We start from the raw sequence: 16,613 nt of genomic DNA on the forward strand, positions 1-16,613 counted from the left end.
CAAAGAAATTTTCTTCAAGGTTTTCAATTTATTTAAAATTAAAATTTGCTTACTTAACTTCGGACATTTCCGCCTCGAACTGTGCTAATCCTGCCTTTGTACTTCCTTTGTCAGTGCCTTTCTGCCATTCTTTGTCAGCTTTTACTTTATCACCCAAACTGTAGTAATAACTCCCCAAAACAGTATGCCCTTCCACTTCGCCCATACTGATGATTTTCTGTCCCAATTTGATGATTTCAGGATTTTGTTTTGGCTTTTTTGTTTTGCTCGTCAAGACTGCGCCCATTCCGCCCATATCTTCCATCACCATTAATCCGAATTTCTCCATACAGGCTTTTGCGAGACCTCTGCTGCATAAATCATCAATGGTTTTTGTGTAATTCCCCATTGCAGTTTCATCAAACAGTTTTTCTAAATCATTGCTTTTAGCTCTGGTTTTTCGGTAATACTCGTACAGAAGCTGCGCGTTTTTTTTAGATGAAGCGTCATCTTTTCTGTTGTTTTCGGCAATGCTGTCTTTCTTCAAGTCCCATTTTGTATTTTTTACCCAGCTTGAATTCCCGCTCAAACGATTTTTAGAAATTTTAAATATAAAAATATCCTTATCCGGAAATACAACCACAGAATCGCCTTTTACAAAATAATCACCCTTTCCGTAGCCTGCGATATCCACTTTTCCATTGCCATCAAAAGCAAAATAAGAATACAAAGATTCTTTAGATTGGGTCATAAAATAACCTTGAAGATTGTTGTCAGCCTCTTGTGCATTCAATAGTGCGCTGGAAATTATTCCCATCACTAATAAAATATATTTTGTCATTTGAAAATTTATGAGAGTAAAAGTAAGAAAAAACCTCAAAGAAATTTCTTGAAGGTTTTCTGTAGTGACAAAGTTTAAATTAAGCTATTTGCTTGGTGGTTTTCCAAAATTATTTAGATTACTAATCTCTGTTTTTTCGCGTTCCGCAGCTTGTCTTTTTTGCAGTTCTTCAGAATTTCTATCGACATCGCTTTTTTGAGGAACCTCCATCGGGTAAGATTTACACGAGACAGCAGATCCCATTAAGTAAATTGCTGAAATTGTTCTGATAAAACTTTTCATTTTAATATTTTTCTTAAAGTAAAAGTACAAAAAAACTCAAAGAAACTTCCTTGAGGTTTGATTTATAATTTTAAAACAGTAGTATTAAAAATTGTCTGCCCGACACGAGCCTACATATTCCTTCTATACTTATCGGCTATTTCAAATAAAATATTAATTATGATTGTTTATAAAAATACGAGTAAAAATATAAGTAATTGTATAAGTAATTTGATTTTACATTATGGAAATCAGTAAAAAATAAGATGTGTATCGAATAAATTATTTGATTTATTTTGATTTGTAAAATAAATTGTTTATATTTGTATTTAAAATAGTATAGTATGGATTTTTTAAAAAATATTGTATTTGAGGATCCTGATAAAATAGGGGGTTCTATAAAGGCAACAATTCAGAAAACCGGTAAAATTGGTTTTTCTTCTGGTGCTGAAGAATTTATGGAATTGAAGAATACGCATTATTTTAAAATAGGATTTAGCGATAGTGAAAATGCAGGCGATATTATCTATATGGTTTCATCTGCAACAGAAGAAGGGGCGTTTAAAGTTTCTAAAGCGGGATTATATTATTATATTAATCTCAAAAATGTTTTTGATAGAAAGGGAATTGATTATAAAGCTAAGAGCTATATTTATGATATAAAGAAAGAAAATTCTGAAGGAACAGAGTTTTTTATTTTAACTAAAAGAAAAAAATAATGTAGAGGGATAGAAAATATAAAAAAAGGCTGAATAAACAGCCGAGGAAAATTTATCAAATTTTGTTAAAAAATAAGGGGTCGGATTCCAAATTTAAACAAAATTAATTACGAAGAAGTGAGATTACCTCATCTACTTTTGTTTTACAAATGTACTTCAAATGTTTCTTTTTTCCAAAATAAAATTCGGTTTTAACACTCACGGACGTTAGAGTTAAATAATAATATTAAAAAATGAGAATATTATTTATTACAAAATTTTATAAAAAAAGAAATAAAAATTATGAACTACAAAGTATCAACTTTTAAATTCTCTATTAAAAATAATAATGGGGAAAATCATTTTTTAGGTAATCTACCTGGGAATTTAGACTTTTTTGATGTTTTTGACGAGTTTTGTCAAGACATCATAACCAATACTAAAAAATTTAATGAAAACGGTAGAGATAAAAGTCTCACTCTAAGAGAGCCGTCAAAGGTTTTCAAAGACAAAAGATTTATATGCGGTAAGTTTGATTCTGGGACAACAGGGGATCCTGTCAATATTAATGATCCTGAAACAAATGAAACTAACTATTCTGTTACTCCAAATGAGTTACAAGCCAGAATATTAAATTTCTATATTCAGATACCCAAAAATAAAAATGAAGGGTATCTAATTTTGCAAAGAAAATCAACTCACAGTATTCAAAGAAGTCTTGAGGATTGTTTCAATAATTTTTTAGTAAGAAAAGGTTTTCAAGGTGAAAATAGAATTAGAATTAAGCTTTCACATGCTCCAAATTTAAAATTGATGGAAAGAATGATGAATGCCGGAGAATTGAAAGAAATAAACCTTGATAAGAATGTTATTCCTAATAGCTTTTCAGGATTGTTTGAGGATGTAAATGATTCTAACTTGGGAGTAACAACTACTCAATTGAAATTTCATAAAACAGCTATAAAAGATAACTTTAAACAAGTTTTATATAATATTTACAGTAAAATTTATACTGGTGATGAACAAGTCGAGATTGATGGTAATTTTTATGATGAAGTTTCATTTACATTTTATTTAGATAAAGTGACTAAAACTTTTTATGTCAAAGATAAATCTAAAATTAGATCAGAAATTGATATTACTACAATGGTAGATGATGATATTTATAGAGGGGAGGTTCCATTAGAGCAATTTATTGAAATTTCTGAAAAACTAATTTCTGAAATATCATAAATAATAAAAACCGTGGATTGATTTCCACGGTTTTTTTATTTAAATAATTGGCAGCCGACCTTCGGCCTACATATTTCTACGATATTTACCACCCACTTCAAATAAAGCATTGGTAATTTGTCCAAGCGAACAATATTTCACGGCATCCATCATTACATTAAATAAATTCTGCTGATTGATGGCAGCGTGTTGCAAAGTTTTTAAGGCTGCTTCAGATTTATCTTCATTAGCTTGTTGGAAATTATGAAGCGTTTCAATCTGAACCTGCTTTTCTTCCTCAGTCGAACGGATGACTTCTCCCGGACGAACCGTTGGCGAACCATCTTTTCCAAGGAAGGTATTAACTCCGATGATTGGATATTCTCCGGTATGTTTCAACCATTCGTAATGCATCGATTCTTCCTGGATTTTTGAACGTTGATACATTGTTTCCATTGCGCCCAAAACTCCACCTCTTTCTGTAATTCTATCGAATTCTGCGTAAACAGCTTCTTCAACAAGATCCGTTAGTTCTTCAATAATAAATGAACCTTGAAGTGGATTTTCGTTTTTCGCCAATCCTAATTCTTTATTGATAATCAATTGAATTGCCATTGCTCTTCTAACAGACTGCTCAGTCGGAGTTGTAATCGCCTCGTCATAAGCGTTGGTGTGAAGTGAATTACAGTTGTCATAGATCGCATAAAGCGCTTGAAGTGTCGTTCTGATATCATTGAAATCAATTTCCTGAGCGTGAAGCGAACGTCCTGAAGTCTGAATGTGGTACTTCAACATCTGGCTTCTTTCGTCTGCTCCGTATTTCAGTTTCATTGCTTTTGCCCAGATTCTTCTTGCTACACGTCCGATTACTGAATATTCAGGATCGATACCGTTGGAAAAGAAGAAAGATAAGTTCGGTGCAAAATCATTGATATCCATTCCTCTTGACAAATAATATTCCACATAAGTAAAACCATTTGCTAAAGTAAATGCCAACTGAGAAACCGGATTCGCACCCGCTTCTGCAATGTGATATCCTGAAATAGAAACAGAGTAGAAGTTTCTAACTTTTTCTGTGATAAAATATTCCTGAACGTCACCCATTAATCTCAAGGCAAATTCAGTAGAGAAAATACAAGTGTTCTGAGCCTGATCTTCTTTTAAAATATCAGCCTGAACGGTACCACGAACTGTTGCGATCGTTTTAGCTTTAATTTCAGCATAAGCTTCTGCAGGAATAACTTCATCTCCGGTAAGTCCTAATAATTTTAAACCTAAACCGTTGTTTGAAGGAGGCAATTCTCCGTTATATTTTGGTCTTTCTAATCCTTTATCGTCAAATTTTGCTTTTAAAGCTTTCTCAACATTTGCTTCAAATTTATGTTCAGCAATATATTTTTCAACATTCTGATCAATCGCCGCATTCATAAAGAAAGCCAACAACATCGGAGCCGGTCCGTTGATCGTCATTGAAACCGAAGTCATTGCATTCACCAGATCAAATCCGGAATATAGTTTTTTCGCATCATCCAAAGTTGCGATAGAAACGCCAGCATTTCCAATTTTACCATAAATATCTGGTGGTAGGGCAGGGTCTTGTCCGTAAAGTGTTACAGAGTCAAACGCTGTTGACAAACGTTTAGCATCCATTTCCGCAGAAACGTAGTGGAATCTTCTGTTGGTTCTTTCAGGACCGCCTTCTCCAGCAAACATTCTTGTCGGATCTTCACCTGTTCTTTTGAAAGGATAAATTCCCGCAGTGTAAGGAAATCCGCCTGGAAGATTTTCTTGACCTTTCCATTTAATTAAATCACCCCAATCGGTATATTTTGGTAAAGATATTTTTGGAATTCTTAAATGTGATAAAGATTCTGTTGAGGTTTCAACTTTAATCTCTTTTCCACGAACGAAATACGAATAAAACTCAGCTTTGAAAGCCTGTTTCGTATCATCCCAGTTTTTAAGGAAGTCAATATTTTCCTGTTGAAGATCTTTTTCAGCCTTTTGATATTCAGAATCCAACGTTTCATTAGAAAGGAATTTTTTTACTCCTTCAATGTGATACATTTTTCTTGCTAATTCGGCTTGTTTTTCAACATTAGCATCGTAAATTCTATTATTTTCAACAATTTCTGATAAATAACGCACTCTTTTTGGAGGAATTATCGTGATATCTTCAGAAACTTCCTGTTCAACAAATCCTTGTAAGTTTAAACCAGAATATTTCTCATTCACTTTTTCGATTAATCTATTGTATAAATCGGTTGTTCCGTGGTCATTGAACTGAGAAGCTTTTGTCGCATAAACCGGCATATCATCCAACGGACTTTCCCACAATAAATGGTTTCTCTGGAACTGTTTTCTTACGGCTTGAAGTGCATCTAAAGCACCACGTTTGTCAGATTTATTTAAAGCAACCAAATCTGCATAATCCAACATATCGATTTTTTCCAACTGGGTTGAAGCTCCATATTCAGGAGTCATCACGTACATTGAAACATCTGCAAAATCTGAAACCTCTGATCCTGATTGCCCAATTCCTGAAGTTTCCAAAATGATAACATCTGGATGAGCTAATTTCAACACATTTAATGCTGAATGAATGAACGGCGAAACAGAAACGTTGTTTTCTCTCGTCGCCATCGAACGCATATAAACTCTCGGATCATTAATCGCGTTCATACGAATTCTGTCTCCCAGCAATGCACCTCCGGTTTTCTTTTTCGAAGGGTCAATGGAGATGATAGCAATTTTTTTATCTGTATTTGAGCGTAAGAAACGTCTTACCAATTCGTCTGTTAATGAAGATTTTCCTGCTCCACCAGTTCCTGTGATACCGATGATTGGAATATTTAAATCTTTTGATTTTTCGTCAATTGCTTTTACCAAATCTGGTTTTTCTTCTGAGAAGTTTTCAACCGCAGAAATGATTTTAGCAATACTTGTAGAGTTTTCAAAACTAATTGAATCTAAATCTTCCGCCGTCACATCTTTTCCGGTTGCGAAATCTGATCTTTTCACCAAATCATCGATCATTCCCTGTAAACCAAGCTCACGACCGTCGTCCGGAGAATAAATTCTGTCGATTCCGTAAGACATGATATCTTCGATTTCCTCGGGCAGAATTACACCGCCACCGCCACCGAAAATTTTGATCTGCGGAGAGTTTTTCTCTCTTAAAAGGTCGTAGATATATTTAAAATATTCGTTGTGACCACCCTGATATGAAGTCAGTGCAATCGCGTTTGCATCTTCCTGAATGGCGGTATTTACCACTTCTTCAGCCGATTTGTCGTGACCCAGGTGAATGACTTCGCATCCCGTTCCCTGAATCACACGACGCATGATATTAATAGCTGCATCATGACCGTCGAATAACGACGCTGCTGTTACAATTCTTACTTTGTTTGTTGGAGTATATTTTTGGGTTTCCATATTGATTGTAGAAAATTTCTAAGTTTCCAAATATAACAATTTAATAAAAACTTATTTTAATTATTCAAGATATTGATTTTTAAATATTTAAATAAAATTTTTAAAATGTAAATTTCCTGTTTTAAGTTTTTTTAAAAAACTTAGTCTATCATTGAGATTAAAACGCAATGGCAGACAGGGAAACTTAAAGATGCTATTGTACTCAAGATAAACAAAGGCGTTTCACTTATTTTCGAAATACGAAGAGTTAAAATAGACCTGATTTAATTTCAACAGTTTTCTTTCAAAATAAAATTCGTTATTTTTGCGTCTTATTAAAATGATATGCAGAAAGCACTGATGTATTTCGCTTTGGGAACGGTTCTCAGTTTTGTAATTAATTATTTTTTCATCAGCAGTGAAAATATTGGGTTAGATATTTTTTATGCGATTGCTTTCGGCTCAGCTTGGGGATTGTCTTACTATCTTGATACTCCGAAATTTACTTTAGTTCAAAAGTTATTGAGTTCTTTTGCTGCAATGGGACTATTGGTTTTAATTGGTTATCTAATATTTAATCTTGAATTGGCAATTCCTGCCATTCTGAAATTCTCTACGGTTTTTGTGGCGTATTATTTAATTGCGAGCTTTAGGGCTAATAAGTCTTTGCGTAATTAATATTACTTCAAAAATTCTTCTTTGAAAACTGTTGTTGAATATTTAAATCTAACCATATTATATAGATGCAGATTTATTAAGTTTAAATATGTTTTCACAATCTAAAAATAATTTGTACCTTTGCACACCCTTATGGGGAAAATTATGTTTAATCTTTAACTAAAACGTGTGAATACATTAAGTTACAAAACTGTTTCAGCGAACAAAGCTACTGCAAATAAAGAATGGGTTGTAGTAGACGCTGAAGGACAACCGTTAGGAAGACTAGCTTCTAAGGTTGCAAAGATTTTGAGAGGTAAGCACAAAGCAAACTTTACACCTCACGTAGATTGTGGTGATAATGTTATTGTTTTGAATGCTGGGAAAGTTACCCTTTCCGGAACCAAGTGGGAAGACAAGACTTACATTTGGCATACAGGTTATCCTGGAGGTCAAAAGTCTATGACGGCTACTGAACTTCTAAAGAAAGATTCTTTAAAAGTATTGGAAAAATCTGTAAAAGGTATGCTTCCAAAAACTAAATTAGGATCTGCTTTGTTCAAAAACCTTTATTTATATGAAGGAACTGAGCACAAGCATGAAGCTCAACAGCCTAAAACACTTAATATTAACGAATTTAAATAATTAATATGTCTATAGTTCACAAAATCGGAAGAAGAAAGACTTCTGTAGCAAGAGTTTATGTAAAACCAGGTTCTGGTGTGATTACAGTAAACGGTAAAGAAGCTGCAACTTATTTCTCTACAGACGTAATGGTTTATAAATTAAATCAGCCGTTTATCCTTTCTGAGACTGTTGGTCAGTATGACGTTACCGTAAATGTTTTCGGTGGTGGTAATACAGGTCAGGCAGAAGCTATCAGATTAGGTATTTCTAGAGCGCTTTGCGAAATCAATGCTGAATACAGATTGTTATTGAAGCCTGCAGGTTTACTTACAAGAGATGCAAGAATGGTAGAAAGAAAGAAACCAGGTCAGAAAAAAGCAAGAAAGAGATTCCAGTTCTCAAAACGTTAATTTTCAGACTTCAGATTCAGGATATCAGATTTCAGAATTTTTTCTGTCTGTTGTCTTATATCTGAAAGCTATTTATCAAAACAAAAAAATTGCCCGTTACGTTTAGCATCCAAACACTTCTCCCATCTAAAGAAGTCGTTGATTGTTTAAGAAACGGAAAGTAAACTAACAAAAACAGAAAACATGGCAAAAGCAAATGTAAAAGACCTTCTAGAGGCTGGTGTACACTTCGGTCACATGACTAGAAAGTGGAATCCAAATATGGCTCCATACATTTTTATGGAGAAAAATGGTATTCACATTGTAGACTTACATAAAACAGCTGTTAAATTGGATGAAGCGTGCAGCGCTTTAGAAAAATTAACTTCTGCAGGTAAAAAAGTTCTTTTCGTAGCTACCAAAAAGCAAGCGAAAGAAGTAGTTGCTAAGCACGCTGCTGAACTTAATATGCCTTATATTACAGAAAGATGGCCGGGAGGTATGTTAACGAATTTCGTTACAATCAGAAAAGCTGTAAAGAAAATGAACTCTATCGACAAAATGAAAAAAGACGGTACGTTCGAAACTTTATCTAAAAAAGAAAGATTACAAGTTGACAGACAAAGAGCTAACTTAGAGAAAAACTTAGGTTCTATCTCTGACATGGTGCGTCTTCCTTCTGCAATCTTCGTTGTAGATATCATGAGAGAACACATCGCTGTAACTGAAGCTAAGAAATTAGGTATCCCAGTTTTCGGTATTGTTGATACAAACTCTGACCCAAGAAAAGTAGACTTCGTTATCCCAGGAAACGATGATGCTTCAAAATCTATCGATATGATCTTAAACGTAGTTTCAGATTCTATCAAAGAAGGTCAGTCTCAGAGAAAAGCTGATAAAGAAAAATCTAAAGAAGAAGGAGAAGTAGTATCTGCTGATAAAGATGCAGATTTCGACGCTGCTGCTGAATAATTGAAGATTTATCTTTGAAATAAAGAAAAACCGCTAAACTTGTTTAGCGGTTTTTTTATGCTTTTATGTTAAATTTTAGTTTAAACTGCAATGACAATCAATAGGAATGTGCTTTAGATCGTTTTCGAATTTTTAAAATCAGTATTGGCTTTAGCCTAAACATAATTTAAGTTTAAAATCAATTCGAAAGTTTTATTGAATAAGCAGATGTAATAAATTTAGAAGTCTGATATGCTGACTGACAAACCATTCCCGATAATTTATAAGTTTGGTTCTTAGGAATCATCACAGAACCGATTTTTCCTGCACCAATTGGAATCTTTTTGTAATAATTATTTGAACTAACGGTTAAAACCATATTGCATCTAGAAGCGTTCTCAACTGTCAGTGCTATTTTGGGGTCATTTGGTGATGTTTCATTCAGCAAATAGGTCAATACTTCTGCAGTTTCAGATTTGTAAGTTTTCAACACCTCATGATACTCTCTTTCAGTATTGGATGGTGAACTTTTGACAGGATAATTATTATATGTAGTCCCGCAACTATTTAAAACCAGAAAAATTACAAATCCGATCAGCAGTTTTTTCATATCAACGTTTCTTTTTAGTCTTTTTTTGCTTGGCTAAATTAGTTTTTTTTGTTGAAGATTGATTGTTTGCATCCCTACCTAGTTCATTATTTAAAGCCAAACTTTCATTTTCATTAAATTTATACTGAGGGTTATTAATTGCTATTTGAATATTTTTATTGATTTGTCTTTTTGATGCATATTCAACATCGCATATGTTAGATGAAAGAGAGTAATGATCTTTATCTAAAACAATAAAATTCTCATTGTGAGCAGGAACGGCTAAATTGTAAAATTTCTTTCCACTGATTTTTAAAACCAAATTACAATCAGAATTATTTCTGAAAAGTAAAATTGCTTCTTTACTGTTAATGTCTTCACTAAACATCGCATTGAGCAATTGTACGGTCTTTTCTTTGTGTTCAGAAGATGTTTCTGACATTAGTTTTTTAAATTCTTCAGAGTCTTTGGCAATAAGATTAGCTTTGAAATTTTGCGGAATTTCTGTAATGATAGGGCGAACTTCCATTGGTTTTGCTGTAGCAGAACCTTTTGTCCATTCACTGTTTTTAAGGGCAATTAGTTTTGATTTTAAAATGCGCCTTTTCGGGTCTTCCGGGTGTGCGGTTTTCAAATATTCTTCAATCTCGGTAATGTTTGTGTTTTTTAAAATGTCTTCATGATTGCTTGTTTGTGTAGAACATGAAGAAGTGAGAGTGAAGAATAAAATGATGAGGTAATTTTTTTTCATCGGTTTATTATTTCATTTAATTAATTCTAAATTTTATATAAGTTATTGTTTTTCCTTTTGCTGAAAAAAGTTCTTCGTAATAAGTTTTGATATCTCTTAAATGGGGTGTTCCCGGATCGTACTCTGCAGCGCCATAGATGTCGTGGTGAGCACTAATGATTTCGTAACCTGCTCCTTGCAGATAACCTAAAGTGTACCCGTGCAAAAACTCTGAATCTGTTTTAAGATGAACAATTCCGCCAGGTTTCAGGAATTTTTTATATCTCTCAAGAAAATCGGGGTGTGTCAGTCTGTGTTTTGTACGTCTGTACTTGATTTGTGGATCTGGGAAAGTAATCCAGATTTCATCCACTTCATTTTCTGCAAAAAAATGGTCTACAAGCTCGATTTGAGAACGAATGAATGCTACGTTTTTCATGTCATTTTCAACCGCTTCTTTGGCTCCAAACCAAAATCTGGCTCCTTTGATATCAATGCCGATGAAATTCTTATCTGTAAATGTTTTGGCAAGACCTACAGTATATTCTCCTTTTCCGCAGCCTAATTCGAGAACAATAGGTTGGTCATTTTTAAAGAAATCTTTTCTCCAATTTCCTCTCAGTTCAAAGCTGTTAAGGGCTTCGTCTCTGGTTGGCTGAATGACGTTTGGTAATATTTTGTTCTCTGCGAATCTTGCTAATTTGTTCTTGCCCATGTAATATATGTGAGCCTGCAAAATTAGCAAAAATATGATACAATCTCTTTGATTTTTAAAGAGAAAAATAGATTTGAAAATTAATTATTTAGATGAGCTTCCCAAAGCTACCATCAAAGGTTTTTGAATTGTTTTTTGTGAAGCGTACTGAGCACCGCAAACGATACTTGTCAATAGATAATCTCCTTTTTGTATGACCATAGAATTGTCGCCATGTGCAGGAACAGGAAGTCTGTACTTTGTATTTCCTATACCTTCTATTCTTACAATGATGTTGCAGTCAGATTTATTCTCAATCATGACAATGCATTCTTTAGCATTAGGATCGTTGTCAAAAAGTGAATTAAGAATCTTTACCGTCTTATTTTTATGTTCTACAGGATTATCTGCCATCAACATATTAAATTCTGATGCCTCGTTATCAGCAATTACTGTTGTTGTTTTAGTCTTTGCTGTTGCAGAAGGAGTTACATAAACGTTTTGTGGAGAACTTTTGGTGTACACAATTGCAGACTGCCCCACTTGTAGTTCTTTTTGATATTTTGCAATTTGTTTTTTCTTGATGATGGCATTCATCTCGTCAAAAGTAATTTTTGTAGAAGCTTTTCTTTTCAGCATTGCTAACCAATCCTGCATCTGTTTCACTTTTGGGTCTCCCGGAGGTGCATTTTTGATGTAATCTTTCATCAACTCCATCACTTTTGGTTTCAAAACTGATCGGCGAGGATCATCGGGATGGGCGTCTCTTAGGAAAGCGTTGATTTCATAAATGCTTTTACTTTTCAAAATATTGCTGTAGTCTTTGCCTTGTTTTTGAGCAGAAAGACAGACGAATAGAAGTGTGGTAAAGAGTAAAAATAATTTTTTCATTTAATGTAAAACTGAGGTGAATCATTTGTGTTTCTTTTGAAATAATTATTTAAAATAAACTGAAAATTTAGATTTATTCCGAAATGTTAGTTTAAATTTTAATATTAAAAATTTCAAATATGTTGATGAGAGAAAAGAACGTGCCATAAAAATGATATTTATTTCAAAACATCTTGTAAGTGGGAATTTCTTAATCTCCGTTGATAAATTGGTAAATATTTTTCAATAGGAATTTTAATGGCTTCAAAATTACCGCTTTGCACATAGCTTTCGATGTTCTCAGAAGTATATACAAACTGAAGGAAATTATCAATAAGATTTTCAGGAATTTTAAATCTTGTGAAATAATCTTTTCCTAAATAATTTTTAATATCGATGACCGATTTATTCATTCTTTCATAAGCTACATAACGTTGCTTTTTCTTTCTTTCGCCAGAAAGAATGTCAAAAATACTTTCTAAGCTAAAGGTAAGTCCGCCATCTCTCAGACCAGCCACCGGAAGTTCTGGCGGTGTGCCGTCACCTTTAGGTTCTGGGAGTCCGATTACCTTTTTCAGGGCGTAGGCTTTGTCTTCTTTTCTCAATGAATTAACATCATATCTCAAATTCCCGGTAGGACGGAATCTGTTGATCACAACTTCCTGTATATCATGGTAAGCGACTTTTAGTTCTACTAAATTTCGAATACCAAAACTTTTTTCAGATAAATTAACGTCTTTTCTTTCCGTAATGATTGAAGTAAAACGAATCACATCACCAGGATTTGCCTGTATGCTGTAATCTCCGTTATAATTGGTAAGAACGGTTTTGTATGTGGTAAGATTGGTGACATACACTTGGTTAAGATACAATACAGAATTGTCTCTTAAAAATACCTGTCCCGTAAAAATCTGTGCATTAATTTTAATAATAAAAATCAATAACAAAAGGGTAATCGCTTTCTTCATATAATGTGCAAAATTACACAAGAAAAGCATCATTTTCTGATTTTACACCCTCGAAATCAGGTTAAAATTATATTAAACTTTTATTTAAACTGTTAATGAATGTTATAAATACGGGTTGTGCCACTAAAACATTGAACTATTTGTCCCACAAGCTGTCATTTCTGTTTTTCACCAAAAGCCAGCTCGTATATTTTACGGTAGTGACCTTCCCAAATTCTGTCCATGCTAAAAAGTACCAGTAGGTCGCTGTTGATACGGGTCTTCCTTTCATTTTTCCGTCCCAGGTAAATCTGTTGGAAACTGACCCCCTGAAAAGTTCAGCGCCATATCGGTCAAATATTCTGAATTCAAGATTGTCTTTGTTCATTAACGATGAGTAGTCAATAACGTCATTGTGACCGTCTCCGTTTGGAGTGATGGTATTGATTAAATTAATAATCACGAATTCTTGTTCTATAACATCGCAATTTTGTGAATCTCTTACATACACTTTATGATTGCCACGCTGCACATTATAAAAAATATTTGAGCTTTGCCAAGTGTTGTTGTCTAAGGAGTACTCGTAAGGAGGAATACCACCAGTTACTCCAATGGTGACGGTCGTTCCGTTGATGTCGATGGAAGTGATTACAGGCAGTACAGATTCAGAAACATTAACGAATTGCTTGTATACACAACCATTAAATGTAAGTTCTACCCAGTAGTCTCCCGCAGGAACATTGGAAATTGATGGGGTAGTAGCTCCTGTACTCCAAAGATAGGCTGTAAATCCTGAACCAGCGTCTAAAGTGGTTTGCGCCTTTGGACATACTACTTTATCCGTTAAGGTATCAGATTTTTTCGGAATTTTTAAGTTAATTCTTATGGTTGCAACATTGGGACAAAACCCGGTTTTTTCAAATCGAATAAAATAGGTTTGTGTGCCCGTTAGACTCACAGCTCCACTTATGGGTGCGGTGTCGTTTTGAGCATCGAGTAGAGTCATATGATAACTTACCGACACCAAAGGATCAGATGTAAATTGTGAAATAAATTGTGAAAGATTTACAGGTTTGATTCCGTCTAAATCGTCATCACAAAAATCAAGTACTAAAGTATTTGTTATTAAAGGTAGTCTTGAACCGACCGTAAAATTAATTGGTTGTATTACAGGTGCACATCCGTCCGGAGATTCTACCCGAATGTAAATCGTAGTATTTACGGTATAACTCCAGTTATTGGGAAGTGTATTTGCATTTCCTAAATTGGCATCAGCTAATAAGGCGTAATATCTGACGTTGGTAAAATAGGTTGGATTATTCAGTATCAATGGAGTAATGTCTGATAAAACGACATTTACTGTTCCGTCAAGATTTTCATCACACTGGTTTCCAAAATTTGCCGGTGTGATTACTGCTAAAGGAAAAAGATTAAGTGTTATTTCTGCAATATTTTTACAGCCAGTAGGATTTTTAACTAAAACATAAACAATTGTTCCTGCCGGAGCAGTATACGTAAGTGGAGCCAGAATTTCTCCGACCGTAGTTCCATTTTGTGCAGCTGCTAAGCTGGTGTAATAATTTTTTGTGACAGGTGTATTATTTGTGACATTTGCAGTTGTTAAATTAAATGTTCCAACACCGTTTATGTTGCAAGAAGTTAAAGTTGTATTTGTTACTGTAACTGGTTGAATATTTATCGTTACCGTTACCGTTTCACAATCCGTAAATATAAGATCGTTACCGCAGAAAGTATAGACGAAAGTATCTGTTCCTGCTACTGCCGGATTGGTTGGAGTATAAGTAATAACCCCTGAAGTAGTATTGATGGTTGCAGTTCCAAGAGTTGGAGCTGTAACAATTGCTACTGTTGATGCTACAGGAGTTTGTGTTGATGTAGTAAATGCAGGTGTAATTATTTTGTTTTCACAAATATTATAAGTTACGTTCGTTAGTTTTACACAGTTTAAAACTTTATAAACTGCCGTTACCAAAGGTGCGCAACTTCCCATGGTTACAGAGCATGTGTAATTTCCTGATTGTGTAGGAGTGTAAGAGGCTGAAGTAGCACCAGGAATGAGAATTCCGTTTCTGTACCATTGATAAGTCTCGTAAATGATCGGGTCAACTGTCAATACAATTCCCGGAACGCAATCTCCACCAGATTTTAAAATGACTGGCTGAGTAGAGAATCCGGCAAAGAAACCTCCATAACCTACTGCATCACTTCCTGCGGTAATTCCCGCTGTAATAGCTTTGGTTGAAACTACGGTTATAGTTCCCGTTGTATTTGGAATGCCGTAAGTTACCCACTGATTGAGACCAGTGATGTCAAATGGTCCTGTGCTTGCTGGCGGAAAAGCTCCGTTGACGGTAACAACAGCTCCACGCTCGGTCACCAAATTTAATTTAGTAGGAATATTCAGGATTCCTGCTGGATTGACATTTGAGTGAACAAAATTTTCATTAATTAAACCAATTTCGTCAATTTGTTTAGGTAGATAACAGCTTAGTGCAGGGATGAAATTAAATCCACCCGTTGCTGCTTCACTTCCCCCTAGAGCATCACCAGCAAGAAGCTGATAAACATAGGCGTTTTTAGTGGTTCTTATGTACAAATTATAATGGCTTGTTCCCTGAAGTTGATACTTAGAATCTGGTACTACATAATATTGACCAGTGTTTAAGGTTGTTATCGGTAAACCTTCATTGTTAAGAAAAATCTGGGTGTTGTCTTGGGTGGCAATAACCAAAGCACCTTCCATGTTAGTGCCAATACTTCCGTTACCTTTTACGAGCGCAAACTGAGTCCCCAGCTGTTCTACCGGTACCGACTGATCCATCAGGATATCTGAACTCAGAGGAACGTTTCCTGAATACTGACCGTTGAAATTTCCGTTGGTAACATTAACGGCTTTGTCGGCTGTTATCTTTGCACCTAGAAATCCGTCAAAATTGCCGGCAATATTCCCGATACCATCGATGATGTAAGATTGTCCTTTATTTAAAATAAAAGTCATCGTAGGATTGGTCAATCCTGTTGTTCCGTTTGAAAATTGTACAGCGGGCTTATATCCTGAAATGGTTACCGTTGTATTGTCTTCTGTTGCCAAAATACTGGTCATGAAATTCAGAATACCATTGCTCACCGTAATAGGGGCGTTGGCAGCATAAAAGTTTTTTCCTGTTGATGGTATGCCCTTAGATGTAATGATTTCTGCATGATTTAATACTGAAAATCTTAAGTTGGCATAAAAAGGAAAATCAGCTTTTACATAAAGGCCTTTTGTAGTTGGTGTAAACAGATCAGTCTGCAAAGTTGTGATGATATAATTTCTTAAAACATCAAATTTTTGAGGATTGTTTTTACTGATTGTAACGGTTCCTATAACAACATTGTTGTTATAAATTGTTACAGGAAAGGGGGTTGTACGATTTGTAGAAAGGTATAGTTTCTGGTATGGGTTTGGGTTTCCTGTTCTATCCACCATTGGCGCAAACCAATGCTCTCTATCTAATTGTGCAAAAGAAATAGAGAATATGTAAAAAATAAGAAAAAAAGATAGAAGTTTCTTCATTCTGTATTTGATTTTATCACAAATTTAATAATAAAATACGTTGAATCATTTAAAAATGAACAAAAAAACCATGACTCAAGGTCGTGGTTTTAATAATATTATTAAAAATAATGTTATTCTCTGTTTTTAACCAACATCTAGCCTGAGAATTTGATTGGAGTTTTGTTTTTACTTTCG

Annotated in this window: 15 protein-coding genes; 6 read left to right on the plus strand and 9 right to left on the minus strand. The window is 34.4% G+C overall.

The annotated features are described in order from the left end of the window. Positions 1 to 49: 49 nt before the first annotated feature. Positions 50 to 820 (minus strand): hypothetical protein, encoded by a 771-nt coding sequence (locus tag MQX03_RS13055; protein WP_242803614.1) that lies wholly within the window; start codon positions 818 to 820, stop codon positions 50 to 52. Positions 821 to 904: 84 nt separating this feature from the next. Beyond that, a complete protein-coding gene (locus MQX03_RS13060) occupies positions 905 to 1,102 on the minus strand; it encodes a hypothetical protein (protein WP_242803615.1) in 198 nt (65 codons plus the stop codon). A gap of 323 nt (positions 1,103 to 1,425) precedes the next feature. Between MQX03_RS13060 and MQX03_RS13065 the strand changes: the two genes are divergently transcribed. Beyond that, positions 1,426 to 1,800: a hypothetical protein gene (locus tag MQX03_RS13065; protein ID WP_242803616.1), complete on the plus strand. Its 375-nt coding sequence runs from the start codon at positions 1,426 to 1,428 to the stop codon at positions 1,798 to 1,800. 282 nt (positions 1,801 to 2,082) lie between these two features. Then, entirely contained in the window at positions 2,083 to 3,012 is a 930-nt protein-coding gene (locus MQX03_RS13070) for a hypothetical protein (RefSeq protein ID WP_242803617.1), read from the plus strand. A 66-nt stretch (positions 3,013 to 3,078) separates the two neighbouring features. On the opposite strand, the gene MQX03_RS13075 is transcribed toward MQX03_RS13070, so the two are convergent. Continuing rightward, complete coding sequence (locus MQX03_RS13075) at positions 3,079 to 6,426, minus strand: methylmalonyl-CoA mutase family protein (protein ID WP_242803618.1); 3,348 nt, start codon at positions 6,424 to 6,426, stop codon at positions 3,079 to 3,081. A gap of 324 nt (positions 6,427 to 6,750) precedes the next feature. On the opposite strand from MQX03_RS13075, the gene MQX03_RS13080 reads away from it, so the two are divergent. The 4 genes from MQX03_RS13080 to rpsB all read left to right on the plus strand — a co-directional run bounded on the left by MQX03_RS13080 (position 6,751) and on the right by rpsB (position 9,050). Next, the gene (locus tag MQX03_RS13080) at positions 6,751 to 7,083 is read left to right on the plus strand and encodes a hypothetical protein (RefSeq protein WP_129535865.1); all 333 of its coding nucleotides are present in this window, start codon (positions 6,751 to 6,753) and stop codon (positions 7,081 to 7,083) included. A 168-nt stretch (positions 7,084 to 7,251) separates the two neighbouring features. After that, positions 7,252 to 7,707 (plus strand): 50S ribosomal protein L13, encoded by a 456-nt coding sequence (gene rplM, locus MQX03_RS13085; protein ID WP_047445148.1) that lies wholly within the window; start codon positions 7,252 to 7,254, stop codon positions 7,705 to 7,707. Positions 7,708 to 7,712: 5 nt separating this feature from the next. Next, on the plus strand, positions 7,713 to 8,099 hold the full coding sequence (rpsI, locus tag MQX03_RS13090) for a 30S ribosomal protein S9 (RefSeq protein WP_129535866.1): 387 nt from the start codon (positions 7,713 to 7,715) through the stop codon (positions 8,097 to 8,099). 183 nt (positions 8,100 to 8,282) lie between these two features. After that, complete coding sequence (rpsB, locus tag MQX03_RS13095) at positions 8,283 to 9,050, plus strand: 30S ribosomal protein S2 (RefSeq protein WP_047445142.1); 768 nt, start codon at positions 8,283 to 8,285, stop codon at positions 9,048 to 9,050. 178 nt (positions 9,051 to 9,228) lie between these two features. On the opposite strand, the gene MQX03_RS13100 is transcribed toward rpsB, so the two are convergent. From MQX03_RS13100 to MQX03_RS13125, 6 genes are all read right to left on the minus strand, one after another. Further along, positions 9,229 to 9,639: a DUF6759 domain-containing protein gene (locus MQX03_RS13100; protein WP_242803619.1), complete on the minus strand. Its 411-nt coding sequence runs from the start codon at positions 9,637 to 9,639 to the stop codon at positions 9,229 to 9,231. A gap of 1 nt (position 9,640) precedes the next feature. Beyond that, positions 9,641 to 10,369, minus strand: coding sequence for a DUF6759 domain-containing protein (locus MQX03_RS13105; RefSeq protein WP_242803621.1), 729 nt, complete (start codon positions 10,367 to 10,369; stop codon positions 9,641 to 9,643). 16 nt (positions 10,370 to 10,385) lie between these two features. Continuing rightward, positions 10,386 to 11,063: a tRNA (guanosine(46)-N7)-methyltransferase TrmB gene (trmB, locus tag MQX03_RS13110; protein WP_129535868.1), complete on the minus strand. Its 678-nt coding sequence runs from the start codon at positions 11,061 to 11,063 to the stop codon at positions 10,386 to 10,388. Between the two features lie 84 nt (positions 11,064 to 11,147). Continuing rightward, entirely contained in the window at positions 11,148 to 11,933 is a 786-nt protein-coding gene (locus tag MQX03_RS13115; protein ID WP_242803622.1) for a DUF6759 domain-containing protein, read from the minus strand. A 158-nt stretch (positions 11,934 to 12,091) separates the two neighbouring features. Beyond that, complete coding sequence (locus MQX03_RS13120; RefSeq protein ID WP_242803623.1) at positions 12,092 to 12,913, minus strand: hypothetical protein; 822 nt, start codon at positions 12,911 to 12,913, stop codon at positions 12,092 to 12,094. Positions 12,914 to 13,016: 103 nt separating this feature from the next. Further along, entirely contained in the window at positions 13,017 to 16,436 is a 3,420-nt protein-coding gene (locus MQX03_RS13125; protein WP_242803624.1) for a T9SS type B sorting domain-containing protein, read from the minus strand. Positions 16,437 to 16,613 lie beyond the last annotated feature (177 nt).

Source organism: Chryseobacterium aahli (genome assembly GCF_022699665.1).
Lineage (GTDB): Bacteria > Bacteroidota > Bacteroidia > Flavobacteriales > Weeksellaceae > Chryseobacterium > Chryseobacterium aahli.